The 15,813-nt window shown below is 41.2% G+C and carries 19 protein-coding genes; 4 read left to right on the top strand and 15 right to left on the bottom strand.

The window, feature by feature from the left end; all coding sequences use genetic code 11:
* Positions 1 to 15: 15 nt before the first annotated feature.
* Positions 16 to 1,215, bottom strand: coding sequence for a stage II sporulation protein P (gene spoIIP, locus ACFWE9_RS10705; RefSeq protein WP_230155238.1), 1,200 nt, complete (start codon positions 1,213 to 1,215; stop codon positions 16 to 18).
* Positions 1,216 to 1,301: 86 nt separating this feature from the next.
* Complete coding sequence (gpr, locus tag ACFWE9_RS10700) at positions 1,302 to 2,420, bottom strand: GPR endopeptidase (protein ID WP_230155236.1); 1,119 nt, start codon at positions 2,418 to 2,420, stop codon at positions 1,302 to 1,304.
* Positions 2,421 to 2,694: 274 nt separating this feature from the next.
* Here gpr and rpsT point away from each other — a divergent pair, with 274 nt between their 5' ends.
* Positions 2,695 to 2,961: a 30S ribosomal protein S20 gene (rpsT, locus tag ACFWE9_RS10695; RefSeq protein WP_034308554.1), complete on the top strand. Its 267-nt coding sequence runs from the start codon at positions 2,695 to 2,697 to the stop codon at positions 2,959 to 2,961.
* Positions 2,962 to 3,052: 91 nt separating this feature from the next.
* Here rpsT and holA read toward each other — a convergent pair whose 3' ends face one another.
* The gene (gene holA, locus ACFWE9_RS10690; RefSeq protein WP_230155234.1) at positions 3,053 to 4,066 is read right to left on the bottom strand and encodes a DNA polymerase III subunit delta; all 1,014 of its coding nucleotides are present in this window, start codon (positions 4,064 to 4,066) and stop codon (positions 3,053 to 3,055) included.
* Positions 4,067 to 4,408: 342 nt separating this feature from the next.
* Here holA and ACFWE9_RS10685 point away from each other — a divergent pair, with 342 nt between their 5' ends.
* Positions 4,409 to 4,543 carry a YqzM family protein gene (locus ACFWE9_RS10685; protein ID WP_081108861.1) on the top strand — a complete coding sequence of 45 codons (135 nt, stop codon included), beginning with the start codon at positions 4,409 to 4,411 and terminating at the stop codon, positions 4,541 to 4,543.
* Positions 4,544 to 4,619: 76 nt separating this feature from the next.
* Here ACFWE9_RS10685 and ACFWE9_RS10680 read toward each other — a convergent pair whose 3' ends face one another.
* From ACFWE9_RS10680 to ACFWE9_RS10670, 3 genes are all read right to left on the bottom strand, one after another.
* Entirely contained in the window at positions 4,620 to 6,926 is a 2,307-nt protein-coding gene (locus ACFWE9_RS10680; RefSeq protein WP_377356714.1) for a DNA internalization-related competence protein ComEC/Rec2, read from the bottom strand.
* 19 nt (positions 6,927 to 6,945) lie between these two features.
* Complete coding sequence (locus ACFWE9_RS10675; RefSeq protein ID WP_377356712.1) at positions 6,946 to 7,506, bottom strand: ComE operon protein 2; 561 nt, start codon at positions 7,504 to 7,506, stop codon at positions 6,946 to 6,948.
* A gap of 87 nt (positions 7,507 to 7,593) precedes the next feature.
* A complete protein-coding gene (locus tag ACFWE9_RS10670) occupies positions 7,594 to 8,232 on the bottom strand; it encodes a helix-hairpin-helix domain-containing protein (protein ID WP_377356710.1) in 639 nt (212 codons plus the stop codon).
* 110 nt (positions 8,233 to 8,342) lie between these two features.
* On the opposite strand from ACFWE9_RS10670, the gene comER reads away from it, so the two are divergent.
* Positions 8,343 to 9,173, top strand: a complete 831-nt coding sequence (gene comER / locus ACFWE9_RS10665; RefSeq protein WP_290370506.1) for a late competence protein ComER — start codon at positions 8,343 to 8,345, stop codon at positions 9,171 to 9,173.
* A 103-nt stretch (positions 9,174 to 9,276) separates the two neighbouring features.
* Here the strand turns inward: comER and ACFWE9_RS10660 are convergent, their stop codons facing one another.
* The 8 genes from ACFWE9_RS10660 to ACFWE9_RS10625 are packed head-to-tail and all read right to left on the bottom strand — an operon-like array spanning position 9,277 to position 14,292.
* Complete coding sequence (locus tag ACFWE9_RS10660) at positions 9,277 to 10,020, bottom strand: class I SAM-dependent DNA methyltransferase (protein ID WP_230155226.1); 744 nt, start codon at positions 10,018 to 10,020, stop codon at positions 9,277 to 9,279.
* Positions 10,017 to 10,373, bottom strand: a complete 357-nt coding sequence (rsfS, locus tag ACFWE9_RS10655) for a ribosome silencing factor (protein ID WP_101222622.1) — start codon at positions 10,371 to 10,373, stop codon at positions 10,017 to 10,019. Before rsfS ends, ACFWE9_RS10660 begins: the two co-directional genes overlap by 4 nt.
* Positions 10,373 to 10,945: a bis(5'-nucleosyl)-tetraphosphatase (symmetrical) YqeK gene (gene yqeK, locus ACFWE9_RS10650; protein ID WP_377356707.1), complete on the bottom strand. Its 573-nt coding sequence runs from the start codon at positions 10,943 to 10,945 to the stop codon at positions 10,373 to 10,375. Before yqeK ends, rsfS begins: the two co-directional genes overlap by 1 nt.
* Positions 10,935 to 11,504 carry a nicotinate-nucleotide adenylyltransferase gene (locus ACFWE9_RS10645; RefSeq protein WP_230155222.1) on the bottom strand — a complete coding sequence of 190 codons (570 nt, stop codon included), beginning with the start codon at positions 11,502 to 11,504 and terminating at the stop codon, positions 10,935 to 10,937. The genes yqeK and ACFWE9_RS10645 overlap by 11 nt, the downstream gene beginning before the upstream one ends.
* Positions 11,505 to 11,515: 11 nt before the next feature.
* On the bottom strand, positions 11,516 to 11,806 hold the full coding sequence (gene yhbY / locus ACFWE9_RS10640) for a ribosome assembly RNA-binding protein YhbY (RefSeq protein ID WP_230155220.1): 291 nt from the start codon (positions 11,804 to 11,806) through the stop codon (positions 11,516 to 11,518).
* Positions 11,800 to 12,642: a shikimate dehydrogenase gene (gene aroE / locus ACFWE9_RS10635; RefSeq protein WP_230155217.1), complete on the bottom strand. Its 843-nt coding sequence runs from the start codon at positions 12,640 to 12,642 to the stop codon at positions 11,800 to 11,802. The genes yhbY and aroE overlap by 7 nt, the downstream gene beginning before the upstream one ends.
* Positions 12,643 to 12,664: 22 nt before the next feature.
* Positions 12,665 to 13,774 (bottom strand): ribosome biogenesis GTPase YqeH, encoded by a 1,110-nt coding sequence (yqeH, locus tag ACFWE9_RS10630; RefSeq protein WP_377356704.1) that lies wholly within the window; start codon positions 13,772 to 13,774, stop codon positions 12,665 to 12,667.
* Positions 13,771 to 14,292 (bottom strand): YqeG family HAD IIIA-type phosphatase, encoded by a 522-nt coding sequence (locus ACFWE9_RS10625; RefSeq protein ID WP_230155214.1) that lies wholly within the window; start codon positions 14,290 to 14,292, stop codon positions 13,771 to 13,773. Before ACFWE9_RS10625 ends, yqeH begins: the two co-directional genes overlap by 4 nt.
* 465 nt (positions 14,293 to 14,757) lie before the next feature.
* On the opposite strand from ACFWE9_RS10625, the gene ACFWE9_RS10620 reads away from it, so the two are divergent.
* Positions 14,758 to 14,898 (top strand): sporulation histidine kinase inhibitor Sda, encoded by a 141-nt coding sequence (locus ACFWE9_RS10620; protein WP_034311351.1) that lies wholly within the window; start codon positions 14,758 to 14,760, stop codon positions 14,896 to 14,898.
* A gap of 60 nt (positions 14,899 to 14,958) precedes the next feature.
* On the opposite strand, the gene ACFWE9_RS10615 is transcribed toward ACFWE9_RS10620, so the two are convergent.
* On the bottom strand, positions 14,959 to 15,744 hold the full coding sequence (locus ACFWE9_RS10615) for a phosphatidylserine decarboxylase (protein ID WP_377356701.1): 786 nt from the start codon (positions 15,742 to 15,744) through the stop codon (positions 14,959 to 14,961).
* Positions 15,745 to 15,813: the final 69 nt, after the last annotated feature.

The following is a 15,813-nucleotide window of genomic DNA, read 5'->3' as shown; positions in this document are numbered from 1 at the left end:
AGAACTCCTTTCAAATTACTTCGCTTCCGATTCCCCAGTCGTTTTATCCACCGCCTTGGCATCCCAATAGAATTCACTGAAAACATCGGAAAAGGCATCGACTGTCAAGTACATTTCTTCGAAAGTATTATCGACTCCGCCAATTTCAATGAGCATGGCATTGCCTGATAAATCTTGATTATATATACCATTATGGCTAGATCCGCCCTGTTTCATAACACCGCGTGAAATACCTGGGTATTTTTTTTCCAATGCTTTATGAAGCTTATTGGCAAGCGCGGCATTTTTTTCAAAGTTCGGGTTATTGCCACCGATCACGAAGGCGATCTTGGCATACTCTTTACCATTGATTGTAATGGTCGTATTTTTTTTCCGTTTTGAATCGCGATGGATATCAATGAGATATTCCAAATCTTTATTATTGGCCATTGCAGTCTGCACGGATTTTCGGGATTCTTGATAGGATTTAGTATAATTCAATCCTTTATTATTCAGACTACCCATGATATCCGTTCTATCGAGCGAGGAACCAATCCCCTTATCAGCTAGATCTTCCACCATCCGTTCCCCGAGTTTCGTAATATTGATCTTAGAGTGGTAGGCAAGGTCCGGATTGGTCACACCTTTTAAATAAGGAAGATACGATTCCCGGTTATGGCTATGATAAATCTCAACCACTTTCCGCCCATTGGTCGTTTGTTTAGGCTGATTGGCCACTCCTTTTTCCGGTTCTTCAATCTCATCCAGGTTTTGCAGGGATGCATCCCTTTCTTCATTCAGGACGTCTAGAGGCGGCGACGATTCATACGGCATATTCGTATAATTCGTTCCTTCCCCAGCGACGAGGATCTCATTATCAAAAATTGAAAAGCCAGGAAGTTCCCGGCCAAGTAAACTTCGCGGGTCCTCCAATGAAATGTTGGTCGATACCTTTATCAACTGTTTCGTGATCACCGATTCTTGTTTCCCTTCTGGCAGGGCATTAAAAAAATAATGGTTTTCATTGGCCAGCATCGAGAACAGCATTTTCCCTGAAAATTGGTTGGCTACAGTATGTACGGAATCCGAAGATATCCGATACTCAGGTCTTAGGGAAGTCATGACCCCACTGACTGAAAAAACAAAAAGAAGCAAGGCGAGAATACCTAGAAAAGTTTTTATAATTGTTGATCCGTGAATGGCTGTTATGATCCCTGGGGAATATCTTCTTTTCATCCTTCCACCCTCTCTACAGCTTGTCTATTAATACCTATGACTTTGCTAGAAAGGGTAGAACACCATTTTTGGGCACTAAAAAGGATTTAACGGGTGTAGTAGCCAGTATTTTCTTGATTTATTGAGTTATGCAACGCTGCATTCAACCCATTAGCTATCAAATTGGCCATATCCTCAATGAAAACATCCACTTCTTTCGGTGTAACCATTAAATTTTGACCGAGCGGTGACAGCACCTCATAAATCAATTTCCGCTTCTCTTCATCAGGGAGGACACCTATCATTCCCATGAAGGTTTGGCGTTCCTTCTCCCCTGGCATATCTTCATCGGTCAGCTTTGTACGCTTTCCAAAACTGAATCCGGCGGGAGCCAACGAACGTGATGGTCTGTCACCTTCATTCATTTCCTTGCCAAAATGCTTCAAAATATAATCAATCGTATCGCTAGCAATCGCTACAGCATCAACGACGGTAGGTATCCCAATGGCTATTACAGGAACTCCAAGTGTATCCTGACTTATTTCCTTTCGTTTATTACCTACACCAGAGCCAGGATGAATGCCTGTATCCGTAATTTGAATCGTTGAGTTTACACGATCGATCGAACGGGCAGCCAAAGCATCAACGACGATCAGGAAATCGGGGTTACTTTTCTCAATGACACCTTTTATGATGTCACTCGTTTCAATTCCTGTAATTCCCATCACGCCTGGAGAAATAGCACTGACTGGCCGATACCCTTCCTTAACGGACTCCGGCTGCAACTCGAACAAATGCCTCGTGACTACAAGGTTCTCAACGACTGCAGGCCCCAGGGCATCAGGAGTAACATTCCAATTACCCAGTCCGACAACTAAACAACTGCTTTCCTTGGTGATTTTATTCCGTTTTAAGAAATAAGCCAGTTCATCGGCAAACACCTTTTCTACCCTCTGCTGCGTATCCGTATCCTGCTGACGGATCCCCTGGACTTCGATAGTTAAATAACTGCCCTGTTTTTTACCAATTTCTTTTTCCCCCTCCGCCGTGACTTCGACTAAGGATACCTTCAGATCATCCACATCTTTTTCCTTAATGATGACCCCTTCAATATGGGATACATCCACTTCCTCAACAACACCTTTATGTTCAAGGGCAATTTCCTTTGCTTCAATCGCCAAATCTGTTCGAATTCCGTATTTACTAAGATCCAAATGTTTTTCCATAGCGCCCTCCTGCTGTTTGAATTGTATCTAATCTAGTAATTTCACTAGTCTCTCTTAAACATTCTGTCGTTTTTGCTTTTTTATTATTCATTTTTTTGGTACAATCAATTATGACGAGATGAATTTATTCCAGAAATTATAATTCCTTTTCGATTCTCAATCTGAAGTATTGCATATTCATGAGCAGTCTGATAGAATATCACTTGTGCTATTTGATATGGATTTGAAAAGTCGAGTTCATATAATCTCGATTTCTTTGTAGGAGGTGAACGGAATGCCAAACATTAAATCTGCTATTAAACGTGTGAAAATCAACGACAAAAAACGCGTTCATAACATTACTGTTAGATCAACTATGCGTACTACAGTGAAAAACGCTGAAGTTGCATTAGCTGGTGAAAACGTTGAAGCTGCTAAAGAAGCTCTTTTAACAGCTGCTGTAAAATTAGACAAAGCTGCATCTAAAGGATTAATCCATAAAAATGCGGCAGCCCGTAAAAAATCTCGTTTAGCGAAAAGACTTAACGCTCTTAACGCATAATGACAAAAAAATAAACGATCCAATAGGATCGTTTTTTTTGTGCGTGTTTTTTCGTGTAAAAAAAGGTGACAGTGTATCTGCCACCTTTTTTTTATCTAATTTTTAAAAGCAGCAACTCAAGCGTTATCGCCTTATCGGCTTGCCCAGTCTTCATTTTATAATCTGCCTCCGCTAAGTCATTCATGATGCTCAACAGCTCGCGTTCCTGGAATTTCCCCGTCTTTTCAAGTGCCAGCTTTACCCTGTATGGGTGCACCTTTAATTGTCCTGCAATTTTTTGCTGGCTATATCCTTGTCGAGAAAGCTCCTTCACTTGATACATTAACCTGACCTGTCCCGCCATAACGCTCAATATCTTAATCGGCTCTTCATTCTGGCGGAGAAGATCATGTAAAATCGTCATGGCGCTCTCCATCTTCCGCTGTAATACATGATCAACAAGCGTGAATATATTTTGCTCCAGGGATTTAGCGACTAGCTTTTCCACAACATCGACTGTTATGTGTTTATCAGCTTCTACATAAAGCACCATTTTATCCAGTTCATTCGTCAGCATCATCAAATTCGTTCCTGCAAGTTCAAGTAAAAGCTCTGTGGCCTGTTCATCTATTTGGACCGAAGAAGCTTCAACCCGCTCCTTCACCCACCCCTTTAACTCATGGTCCCCAAGCTTCTTCGCTTCAACGAGAACCGCTTTACGCTTCAGTTCCTTGGTGATTTTTTTCCGTTCATCCAGTTTTTCATAAGGAGCGGTTAATACAACAATAGAATAAGGAACAGGATCAGCCAAATATGCTTCAAGTCTTTTCACATTATGTTCAACTCTCGACTTCGTTTTTTCAGCTGTCAAAAAAAATGGGTTTTGCATGAATACAAGACGTCTTTCCCCGATAAATGGAAGGGTCTCGACATCTTCAAGCGCTGTTTCAACAGGCGTCTCTTCTAAATCAAATTGTGAAAAGTTAAAATCCATCTCATCCTCGTGAAGGATATTCTCAATCAATAGCTGCTTCGTTTCATTAATTAGATAGGCTTCCGTTCCATACAACAAGTATACTGGCGCGAATTGCCCTTTTTTTATGCTTTTCCATACGTCTAATACCAATAGAATCCGCCTCTTTTTTATGTATTCTTCTCTAATGGTATAGGTGGATGGACCATTTGACAAGCTATAAAGGGAACTAGCCCCCTAAAGGACTAGTTCCGGATCTATATGAACACTTTCAAGGAAGGCCCGGGTAATCTCCCTTGAAAGCGGGTAAAGTATTCATGTAGAACATAAATTGAGCTTTTCTTTTTTGCTTGCTTTGTTTGTACCTTTATTTTGACCTCAAAGTCCCAAACTATTTGTGACAACTCTTGTCAGTAAAGGAAATGAAGTAATGCAGCCGGTAGATTTTTTTTTGGTAATGTTTTATACTATTAGCAGAAATAGGAGGGGTAAATAATGAACGAATTCGAAAAGAATGTCCAATCAAAGACAGATGACGTCGCTGATTCCGCTATGGGATTCATCGGTTCTTTTGTATTCTTCGCTGCCATGTTCACCATAGCTGTCGTCATTAAAGCTGTCGGATCCTGATTTCATTTTAAACATGCACTTATTTTTCCGGAAGGAGGCTGCCGTTGCAGTCTCTTTCTTTTTGATTTTCTACATACTATGGAAGAGTCTTTCGAAAGGTTCCTTTCCTTTTGTAAAACTTGTAAATAATAGAACCATCTTCATCCGTCCTGAACACCCGTGTGCCATTTTCCTCCAGATTCCTGATTACGTCTCCGTGAGGGTGACCGTATCTATTATCTTTTCCAACTGAAATAAGCGCAGCTCTTGGCTTTACCTGTTCAAGAAAGGAGGAGGAAGAAGATGTCTTGCTCCCATGGTGACCAACCTTCAAGATATCCGCCTGTATCTGTGGAAAAGTGTCCAAAAATCCCCTTTCCCCCTCTTCCTCCATATCTCCCGTTAATAACCATGACAATCCCCCAAGCTCTGCGTATATGACTATGGACGAATCATTTTTATTTTCTTCTTTTTCATGAGGATCTAGAACGGAAAACCGCGCTCCGCCCATTACCCATTGGTCTCCCCTTTTCATGACCGTTATCTTCATCTTTTTCTCTCTTGCCCTTGACACAAAATCCAAGTCTCGAAAATGCTCTTCATTCCAGCCTCCAATCACGATTTCCTCCACTTTGAAATGATCAATTAATTCTTTTGCACTGCCCACATGATCTGCATCCGCATGAGTTAAAATCAGTTTGTCCAATTGGTGAATTCCCTTACTTTTCAATAAAGGAATAATGATATCTTCCGCCGTATTGAACTTTTTTCGCTTTTTTGCCCATGTTTCGATGGGGAATGTAATTTGACCGCCCGTATCGATCAAATAATTTCCGCGGTTGAACGGCAGGATAATCAAAATGGAGTCACCTTGTCCGACATCGATCATTTGTACTTCACCAAAGGGAGAAAGCTTTTGCAAATTATATTGAAAAAGTAAAAGAACCATCATAATTCCCCACCAGATTTTACTTTTATCAAAAGATTCTTCCCAATTCAGATATAATCCTAAAAGGGTAATAACAAGAAATATCATCATGATGAAATGTGGTTTTCCAAATGAAATAGAGGATAGGGGCAAATTCGCTGCTGCATCTGCGGCTTTATTAGAGAGTATGAAGGTGAAGTTCAATATCGATAGAAGGGGCTGTCCGATGGAAGGCAGCAATAAATGAATAAAGAGGGAAATCAGTGACAAAGGAAGCAAAATGATGGAATAAAGCGGCACATACAATACGTTCAAGAACACTCCAAGAAAAGATACTTCAAAAAAGTGAAAAAGCAAAATTGGAAGTGCTGACAATTGGCAGATGGAACTGATGATGAAAAGCTGCATCGTTTTTTGCGGATAATATGAGAAAATGCGTGAAGACATGATGATTGAAAAAGTGACCGCGAATGAAAGTTGAAAACCTATATCATAGAGCATATTAGGTTGAAAAAATATCAATGCCATATAAACCGCTCCGATTGCGGCACCAGCCGAGACTCGTTTCTTGAATAGCAGGAGTAAAAACAATAGCATGGCCATTAAACATGATCTCACCACTGATGGGCTAGCTCCTGTAAGTATCATGTAAACCGGAAGGAAGATTAGGATGGCCACCGTCATCCTTTCCCGTGTAATTCCAATCCGGATGCCAAGATAAAATAACAACCCCGTTAAAAAACTGACATGAAGGCCAGAGATCGCCAGTAAATGCACCAGACTAAGCCGCTGATAATTAGTAAGGTCATTTGCATCAATATATGTCTGATCACCGAAAACGAGAGCTGTGACGAAACCACTCGATTCTTCCGGAAAGTGTTCTCTAATATAAGCAATTCCCTTCATGCGCAGATTACGAATCGAAACGACCATCGAATTTCCATCCACAACACATTCTTGAAATGAAATGGAATCAGCTTTAAATATCCAATGGGTGCCTTGCCGCAAAAGATAACGCTGATAATCGAATCCGTTTTCATTCCTGTGTTTGTCGGGAGTTTGCAAGTTCCCTTCGGCCCGACAGGATAAGCCGATTTGCAGTAGCCTGCTCAGATTTTCCTTTTCTTGTTCGGTGGTAATTTTATAACGAAGCATTAGCCGTTCGCCTCGCTCACTTTCGATGAATCCTTTCAATGCATTTCCATCTATATTCGGTTGGTGGGTAAATGTGATGATAAAGTCGCTTTCCGATCCAGTATAGACGGTGTTGTTTCGATGATCAGCTAAGGTGGCGGCACCTATAAAAATTGCCATGATCACTAAATGCAGGCTAAGTGCCTTCACACTCAACCCGACCGTATAATAAAGGAAACAAAGAAAAATAAGGATAACGATTAGAAACCTTACATTAAAAAATGAATGGGCCGAAACTCCAAATGTTGCCGAAATGGCTAGTAAGAGAAGGTGTCTGGCCATGCCTGCCCTCCCGTCCAATTTAATTACCGAATATCTGCTTTGCCTGCCTTTCCAGCTCCAATACTGCATCGCTTTTCATTCCTGAATGTTTAAGTTGGGCTAGCAATGAATGCACAAAGTCCAGTTTTTCTTTTCCGTTAACATCGATGGCCCCTTTCGATTCAACCTTTTCGGTCTTGACACCAGCCTGCTTGAATAATTCAAGAGCATATGGATGATTTTTGTAATCCTCCGCATAATAAACAGCTTTGATTCCAGCTTGGATGAGTGATTTACAGCATTGAAGGCATGGAAAATGCGTTACATATATTTCTGCCTTATCAGTAGGCACCCCGAATTTCGCACATTGCAATAGTGCATTCATTTCGGCATGTATCGTTCTGACACAATGGTTATCAATGACATAACACCCCTCATCAATACAGTGCGTCCCTCCTGCAATGGATCCATTATATCCTCCAGCAATGATTCGGTTATCCCTGACGATCGTCGCGCCGACAGTGAGGCGTGTGCATGTGCTCCTTAAAGCTAATAAATGGCTTTGCGCCATAAAATATTGATCCCAACTAATTCTGTTCATGTTGTTATCCCCAATCCCCTAATTCGGTTGAATGATTTTCTTCAATTTTACCCTCTTCTTGTCCTTTTGTGTAGCCTATTCAATCATTCATTTCACCGAAATGGAAGCCTGTAACCTTTCAAATGTTTTATCGCCGATCCCCGATACCTTCTTCAAGTCATCAACCTGCTCGAATTTCCCTACCGTTTCCCTATACTCCAAGATCGCGGCCGCTTTGGATGGTCCAATTCCCGTCAGGGTCTCCAGCTCTTCCTGGGTAGCCGTGTTCAAGTTCACCTGCCCACTTGACGTCCCTAGTGAAGCAGAGCCAGATGAAGCGACTTGTATATTCTCCGTTATTCCCCCGTCTTCTTCACCTACTTCCGGTACATAAATGACCATTTGGTCCTCGACAATTTGGGCAAAATTCACTTTATTCTTATCGGCCCTGTCCGTAAAACTGCCCGCAGCCGAAATCAAATCGATTACCCTGTCACCCGCCTGGGCAGTAAATACGCCTGGGGCCAGTACCGCTCCTTTTACATCGACTTTAATGATAGGAGGTTCTTCATCGATTTCACTTTCACTTTGTTCCATTCCATCCTTTTTTGCAGAAACGGCAAATATATCTTCCGGCTGCGGATTAACCGGATCCTTTCCTGGTTGCAAAAAAAAGGAAATCGCCGCTACTACAGTTGCCATTGCAGCGGCTGTCATCACCATTTTCTTTTTTGAAATTCCATCCATTTCTTTGCCTCCTTGCTAGATATCGGATAATACATTGTCATAGGACAGATTAAAAATACATAGTGTTTTTAGGAGAATCAATCGCTTTAAGAGAGAGGAGTTGATCGGCATTGAAGAAAATCGGTGTAATTGGAACCGGCAATATGGGTACCATCTTAATTGAGGCTTGGCTGGAGGCAAAAAAATTGAATCCGGCAGATTTATTGATAACGAACCGAACACTTTCCAAAGCATTAATGCTGAAAGAAAAGCACCCAGGTATCGAGGTTGCAAAAAGCGCAGTCGAAATAGCCCAACAAGCGGACTTTATTTTTATCTGTGTAAAACCATTACAAATTGATAGCCTATTACAGGGCATCAAACATCATATAAAAAAAGAACAACTACTTATCTCCATTACAAGTCCGCTTTCAGTCTCTCAGCTTGAATCGGCAGTGAGTGCCCCTTGTGCCCGTTTTATCCCTAGCATAACGAACCGTGTGGGTTCAGGGGTATCATTACTAAGCTTTGGAAAAAGCTGCAGTGTGGAGACAAAGTCTTCTTTATATGATTTGGCATCCGCCATATCGGCACCGGTCATCATTGAAAATGATATCACCCGGGTCTCTTCCGACATCGTCAGCTGCGGTCCGGCTTTCTTTAGCTATTTAGCACAAGCTTTTATTGACGCGGCCTGCCAAACGACGAAGATAGACAAGGAAACCGCTACGACTTTGACTGAGAACATGCTGATAGGCTTAGGGGAACTACTTGGGAAGGGAGTTTATACATTGCCGGCCTTACAGGAAAAGGTGTGTGTAAAGGGTGGAATAACAGGTGAGGGGATCAAGGTTTTAGAAGCTGAAACCGGGGAAATGTTCCATCATCTTTTTCAAGCGACACATGAAAAGTTTGCTGAAGATCTTCACGAAGTTGAAAAGCAGTTCGGCCATCCTTATTAATATTCGTAATCTATATCTATTTTCCTTCTTAATATAAAAAAAAGAAGAGGTCAGACCTCCACTCGTACGCGTGATGTACGAACGGAGATTCTTGACCTCTTCATTATTTACTGGCTACAAACAAGATTCTTTCGGTTTCCGTTACAAGCGGTGCTTCTTCAAGATCCGCCAGTAGTTCAGAAACCGTAAAACCTGCTTGCTGCAGCCACTTTTTATATTGTTCAACTGGATAGGTCCGTTGATAATGCAACTCATCAAAACGGTCATACAGACCACTTTCATCGTCCCTTACAAAAAAACTTAAATCATGTTCCACACTGTAAGGTTCTTCACCCGGGAAACAGTCCCAGATATAAGATACTTCTTCATCATTGACCGCGAACGTATGATTTTGAAAGACTTTTTCCATTTTATAAATGGAATGGACATCAAACAAAAATAATCCGCCATCCTTCAAATGCTCATGAACCCGGTTAAACGTTTTAACTATATCCGCTTCGTCACGAAGGTAGTTCAACGAATCACAAAAAATCGTGACACAGTCAAATTGACCAAGTCCCTCGAGTTCTGCCATATTCTGTTGGAAAAGAGGAATCGATAATCCAAGCTTGACCGCTTTTTCATTGGCAACCAGAAGCATTTCATCCGATAAATCCACGCCCGTGACTTCAAATCCGTGTTGCGCCAATTCAACGGTCATTTCCCCGGTTCCACACGCTAAATCCAGGACCTTCCTTCCGTCAATTCCGTACTGCTCCAGCTTCGCCGTAAGGATCACCAGCCATTTTTCATAGGGAGCGTCCTTCATCAATTCATCGTATACATAGGCAAAGCGTTCGTAGGTCATGTAGTCAGTTCACTCTCTAGATCCTCAAAAGGTGCATCTCCCCATAAACGTTCGAGGTTATAATAGTTTCTTTCATCCTTATGGAAAATGTGGGCCACTACATCGCCAAGATCCACTAGCACCCATTTCGCTTCGTCAAAACCTTCAAGGCGTTTTACATTGATTCCTGATTCATCAGCTTTGCTCTTCATTTCACGAGCTATGGCTTGAACTTGTTTTTCAGAATTACCGTGACAGATTAAAAAGTAATCCGCGACAAGGGATATCCCTTGCATGTTCAGTGCTACGATATCTTCGGCCCTTTTATCATCCGCCGCTTTTGCTGCAATTACAAGAAGTTCACGTTCAGTCATTACATCTTCTCCTTCAAATTCATGATCAAATCATTATATGTCTTAAATGTGTCAGGGTAAATTGCCTGATTTCTTTTCATTAAAAAAACAACTGTATTCCTTAAAGCCTGGATGACAGCATGGTCCAAATTTTGCTTGGCAGTCTGCCTGACTTCATCGACTCCGGGAAAAGAACGTCCGGGCTCAATATAGTCAGCAAGATATACGACCTTATCCAATAGGCTCATGCCAACCCTGCCGGACGTATGATAGGCAATCGCATCCAATATTTCAACGTCGGTGATACCTGCTTCCTTTTTCACGAGATAAGCCCCGACAGGAGCATGCCACAACTCCATATTATATTGGAGTAAATCCGGCGCCATGTTTTCAGAGATTATAATTTGATCCATTTCCTCTTTCGGACGAAATTTTGCATAATCATGGAAAATTGCTGCCAGTTCCGCTTTTTTGACGTCAGCTCCATACATTTCGGCAAGTTCAATGGCTGATTCTACAACACCTAAAGTATGAATGTACCTGCGCTCGGTTATTTGCTCCTTGACCAGCGCCAATGCTTTCTCACGATTCATATAAACCATTCCCTTTAATATACTTCACCACTGGATCTGCTATTAAATATTTCACGGTTTTTCCCGTTCTTAACTTCCTGCGTATCATGGAAGATGATATGAACATCTGCGGGACTTTTACCATCGTGATTGGGTATACGGTCTTTTCATTATAGCCAGGGCGCTTCACCCCGACGAAATTGACCAGGTCCATCAGTTCTTCAATACGGTGCCAATTAGGTAAATACTCAATCATATCTGCGCCAATTATGAAATAGAACTCATTGGTTGGCTCAAGTTCTTTCAGCAATTTTATCGTATCATACGTATAAGATGTGCCTTTTCTTTCTATTTCAATACCCTCAATATAAAAAGATGGGTTTCCGGCTATCGCGTTTTCCAACATTGCCAGCCTGTCCATATCAGTTACTTCCTCCGATTTTTCCTTGTGAGGAGGAACATGATTTGGCATGAATCTAATTTCATCTAGCTCAAGAGCGTCCAGCACTTCATTCGCTATAATTAAATGACCGATATGCGGGGGATTGAATGTACCGCCAAGAATTCCAATTTTTTTCATAGATAGGTTCCTTAAGGTAATTTAAGTTGTTTGTTTTCTTTTGATTCTTTATACAGCACAATTGTGTTGCCGATAATCTGAACCAATTCCGCCCTTGCTCCTTTTGATAAAGAAAGTCCCACATCATTGCGGTCCTCTTCACAGTTTTGCAGGATGCTGACCTTGATTATTTCACGTACTTCAAGCGCCTCACCAATTTGCTTGATGAGATTATCATTGACTCCGCCTTTACCAACTTGAAAAATTGGATTCAGGTGATGGGCCTTTGATCGTAAGAATCTTTTTTGTTTTCCTGTTAACATGTGTTACCTCCTAGTTTGTTCAAGACAATATCTGTCATTCTTGCTGTATCCGGCATAATGCCTGTCCATATCTCAAAAGCGAGCGCAGCCTGGTTGATGAACATCCCCAAACCATTTTGCGTTTCCGCCCCTTTTTCCTCCGCTTCACGCAGCAGCTTGGTCTGCAGAGGGTTATAGATGATATCGCTGACGATTGCACCGGTTTTGAGCTGGTCGATCTTCAACGGTGAATGATCCACTTCCGGACTCATCCCAGAAGAAGTCGTTTGGATGATTAAATCATATTGTGATAAGCTTTCTTCCGCTTCGATAATCGAGAGTGCCTTCGATACTTTATCATATGGGCAATCAGAAACAAGTCCGGCCGCTTTTTCCTTTGTCCGATTTGCAATATCAACTTGCTTTACCCCTTCTTTTACAAGGGTAAAATAAATCGCACGCGCAGCACCGCCCGCTCCGATCACTAACGTATTTTTAGCCTTAATGTCACCTGATATTTCATCGCATAAAGATTTGAAAAATCCTTTTCCGTCTGTATTATACCCTATAAATCGACCATTTTTGTTAACAACCGTATTTACAGCCCCAATTGCAAGGGCCAGTTCATCCACTTCATCAAGGAGCGGAATGATGGAAGTCTTATGAGGAATCGTGATGTTAAACCCTTCTATACCAAGGGCTTTCATGCCTTTTACAGCATCGCCCAAACCTTCTTTCGTCACATGAAAATGGTGATAAACCGCTTCTATATTTTCTTTTTCAAATGCATCATTATGAATGTCTGGTGACATTGAATGTGCAATTGGATCTCCCATTACCCCATATATCTTTTTCATAGACTAGACGACCCCTATATATTTAGATTAATGATTTACGAACGATCACATTGACGCCTTTCGGGACATGCGCAACGATTTTCGCTCCCGGCTCATTGACCGTAACCCAGCCAAGACCAGAAAACACAATATCCATTTTACCATCTTTTAAGGAGAATTCATGTGGAATCAACTTCGGAAACTCCTCGATTTGATCAGGACGTGGGGGCGTCAATAATTCCCCGGCATGATTTTCATACAATTCATCGGCATTTTCCAATTTCGTACGGTGGATGTTCAATTCATTTGAAAGGTAGCAAGTCAGTGAACGTCTTCCCCCGGAAACATAATCCAGCCGAGCCAATCCTCCGAAAAATAACGTCTGCCCTTCATTCAATTGATACACCCTCGGTTTGATTTCCTTCTTAGGCATAATCACCTTGAAATCCCGTTTGTCCACATAATGAGCCATTTGATGATGATTAATGATTCCTGGTGTATCGATCAATGCCTGTCCATCATCCAAAGGAATCTCAATCATATCCAAAGTTGTGCCTGGGAAGTGGGATGTCGTAATGATATCACCTTCTCCACTCACTGCTTTTATAAGTCGGTTTATGAAAGTCGATTTACCTACATTCGTACAGCCCACGACATAGACATCCTTTCCTCTGCGATACCGTTCAATCGCATCAGCCGCTTCCAGTACGTGCTTTCCCTTTTCTGCACTGACAAGCAGGACATCAACCGGGTTTAGCCCCAGCTCCTTCGACGATTTCTTCATCCAATTAATCAATTTGTTCGGTTTTACTGATTTAGGCAATAAGTCGACCTTATTACCAATGAGAAGAACATCATTTCTTCCAACAAATCGATGTAGGCCCGGAAGCCAGCTTCCATTGAAATCAAAAATATCGACGATTTTGACGATTAAGGAATCGGTTTCGCCTACTTTATTCAAGATTTTCAAGAAGTCATCGTCTGTTAAGGATACATCTTGAACTTCGTTATAATGTTTCAATTTAAAGCAGCGCTGACAAACGATGCTCTCTTTTTCCAGAGCTGATTGAGGCGCAAAGCCCAACTCCTTCGGATCTTCCGTCTGGACCTTCACGCCACACCCGATGCATACTAATTCTTGATGATTGTTCAATTGTGATCCTCCCATTTTATCATTCCTTTTCGTTTAAAAAACGCCATGATCTTTCTTTCAAAATAACGATTGATTTTCGTTCTGAATTCGTCGGTTTGGGCGACAGGGACCACTAAAATCGTATGAAACCCGCCTCTGTTCCCTCCCAATACATCCGTCAATAACTGATCGCCGATTACCACTGTTTCTTCTAACTTCAGTCCCATCGTCTTACGGGCTTTATGAAAAGCTTTTGCCATCGGTTTCCTAGCCTGATGAATGAACGGAATTTGAAGCGGATCGGAAAATGACCGAACCCGTTTTTCATTATTATTGGACACAATCGTCACTAAAATCCCATGGTCCCGCATATTGTCGAACCATTTGATTAAATCAGGGGTAGCCGTTGGCCTGTCCCATTCAACGAGAGTATTATCCAAATCGGTAATGACTCCCTTAATCCCTCTTTTTTTCAATTCTTGAGGATCTATATTAAAAATGCTTTTAACATGTTCACTCGGCAAAAATAATTTAAGCATAATTGCACCTCTATATTTTCATTAAAATTTACCGTCTCCATCATATCGAATTTCCGGCTTACTTTCAAAAAAAATTAGAAAAGAATGGCTGACGGTAAAAAAACATCATAATGTAAGTTTTCTGATATGGGAAGGCATTTTTTATTAAAGAAGGAGAAATTAGTGGGTCGAACAGAACAAAAGAACTAATTATTCCCAAAAGATTTCGACAAAAAATTCATTTACCCAACCTGTGGATAACTTTACTAACATTTCCCATACTGATGTGCATCATTTCATTCACTTTGTAAACAACTTAACCACAGGTTATCCACTTTCAACTGTGGATAACAGAACGATTGTTCTCCACGTTTATTTCTGATACAGTAGGGGTACATCAAGGATGACTTATCAATATATGCAAGGAAACACCAAACTATTCCTCGCAATTTCTACTGGAGGTGAGCAGCCGTAAGTGGCGTTCTAATGCAAAAACTATCTGATGACCTGTTGCTGGAATCCTATTTTAAAGCGCAGAATTTAAAGTTAAGTACCGATTTCATCCGCCTCATAGAAACGGAAATTCATCGAAGATCCTTAACACATAAAATCCGATCAATATTTTAATATGAAATACATAGGCTGACATCATATGTCAGCCTTCTTATTTTTACTATGTGGTTAAGGTTAAACGGCTCTCATGTATCCGATTGTTTCACCGACACGGACATCGGCGGGAATGGATAAATTCCCTTCCAGTTCAAAACTGCCTTTTTCAAAAAGAAGGACGACTGTCGAGCCAAAACTGAAATAGGAAAATTCCTGTCCTTTTTCCAATTTATCCGATTCATCAGTAATGACGATCGAATTGATACACATGGCACCAACTTTCACCATTGCCAAATTTCCCGCTTCATTTTGAAGCTCAGTTATTGTGCGATAATTTTTTGACAAAGGCTCTTTTCCATATTTCATCCCCCATTTATTAACGGGGTACGATTTCCTTCCAAGCGTCCAACGTTTGACCACTGAACCCTTGATTGGTGCGTGGATCCTATGGTAATGACTCGGGCTTAAGTATAACACGAGATATTTGCCGCCTAAGTACTTTTCCAAAAATAGCTCATCCCCGACCATTTCCTCCATTGAATATACTTTTCCTTTAACGACGATCTTTTTATCCGTGCGTATTTCCCCTGAATCCTCAAGAACACCATCCACGGGACATGCCACCGCAGACGGGACTGCCGTAATCGGCCTGGCTTCTGCCTTTAATTGCCTTGTAAATAGCTCGTGCAAATTGCTATACGCTTTTATATCCTTTCCAAATTCTTGTTGATTAAGGTTGAATGTTTTTACATATAGTAAAATTAAGGGCCTGCTCCAGCGCGATTGGCTAAAATGCTTTAATAAACCTGATGAATACCTTCCATTCGTCAGTTCAATAAGAATGCGATACAAAGACTGATACAAATAAAACCACTCCAAATTGTAAAATTATTCAAAAATACCTTGCATAAATTGTGTTAAATAAAATATTAT

This window comes from Peribacillus sp. NPDC060253, assembly GCF_042727425.1.
Lineage (GTDB): Bacteria > Bacillota > Bacilli > Bacillales > DSM-1321 > Peribacillus.
The sequence above is the reverse complement of the archived record's forward strand: the minus strand, read 5'-3'. Positions and strand labels throughout refer to the sequence as shown.

What these genes read in the sequence shown, in the direction of transcription:
- spoIIP (WP_230155238.1), bottom strand. Translation starts at nt 1,215, where the DNA reads ATGAAAAGAAGATATTCCCCAGGGATCATAACAGCCATTCACGGATCA.
- gpr (WP_230155236.1), bottom strand. Translation starts at nt 2,420, where the DNA reads ATGGAAAAACATTTGGATCTTAGTAAATACGGAATTCGAACAGATTTG.
- rpsT (WP_034308554.1), top strand. Translation starts at nt 2,695, where the DNA reads ATGCCAAACATTAAATCTGCTATTAAACGTGTGAAAATCAACGACAAA.
- ACFWE9_RS10685 (WP_081108861.1), top strand. Translation starts at nt 4,409, where the DNA reads ATGAACGAATTCGAAAAGAATGTCCAATCAAAGACAGATGACGTCGCT.
- ACFWE9_RS10680 (WP_377356714.1), bottom strand. Translation starts at nt 6,926, where the DNA reads ATGGCCAGACACCTTCTCTTACTAGCCATTTCGGCAACATTTGGAGTT.
- ACFWE9_RS10675 (WP_377356712.1), bottom strand. Translation starts at nt 7,506, where the DNA reads ATGAACAGAATTAGTTGGGATCAATATTTTATGGCGCAAAGCCATTTA.
- ACFWE9_RS10670 (WP_377356710.1), bottom strand. Translation starts at nt 8,232, where the DNA reads ATGGATGGAATTTCAAAAAAGAAAATGGTGATGACAGCCGCTGCAATG.
- ACFWE9_RS10660 (WP_230155226.1), bottom strand. Translation starts at nt 10,020, where the DNA reads ATGACCTACGAACGCTTTGCCTATGTATACGATGAATTGATGAAGGAC.
- rsfS (WP_101222622.1), bottom strand. Translation starts at nt 10,373, where the DNA reads ATGACTGAACGTGAACTTCTTGTAATTGCAGCAAAAGCGGCGGATGAT.
- yqeK (WP_377356707.1), bottom strand. Translation starts at nt 10,945, where the DNA reads ATGAATCGTGAGAAAGCATTGGCGCTGGTCAAGGAGCAAATAACCGAG.
- ACFWE9_RS10645 (WP_230155222.1), bottom strand. Translation starts at nt 11,504, where the DNA reads ATGAAAAAAATTGGAATTCTTGGCGGTACATTCAATCCCCCGCATATC.
- yhbY (WP_230155220.1), bottom strand. Translation starts at nt 11,806, where the DNA reads ATGTTAACAGGAAAACAAAAAAGATTCTTACGATCAAAGGCCCATCAC.
- aroE (WP_230155217.1), bottom strand. Translation starts at nt 12,642, where the DNA reads ATGAAAAAGATATATGGGGTAATGGGAGATCCAATTGCACATTCAATG.
- ACFWE9_RS10625 (WP_230155214.1), bottom strand. Translation starts at nt 14,292, where the DNA reads ATGCTTAAATTATTTTTGCCGAGTGAACATGTTAAAAGCATTTTTAAT.
- ACFWE9_RS10620 (WP_034311351.1), top strand. Translation starts at nt 14,758, where the DNA reads ATGCAAAAACTATCTGATGACCTGTTGCTGGAATCCTATTTTAAAGCG.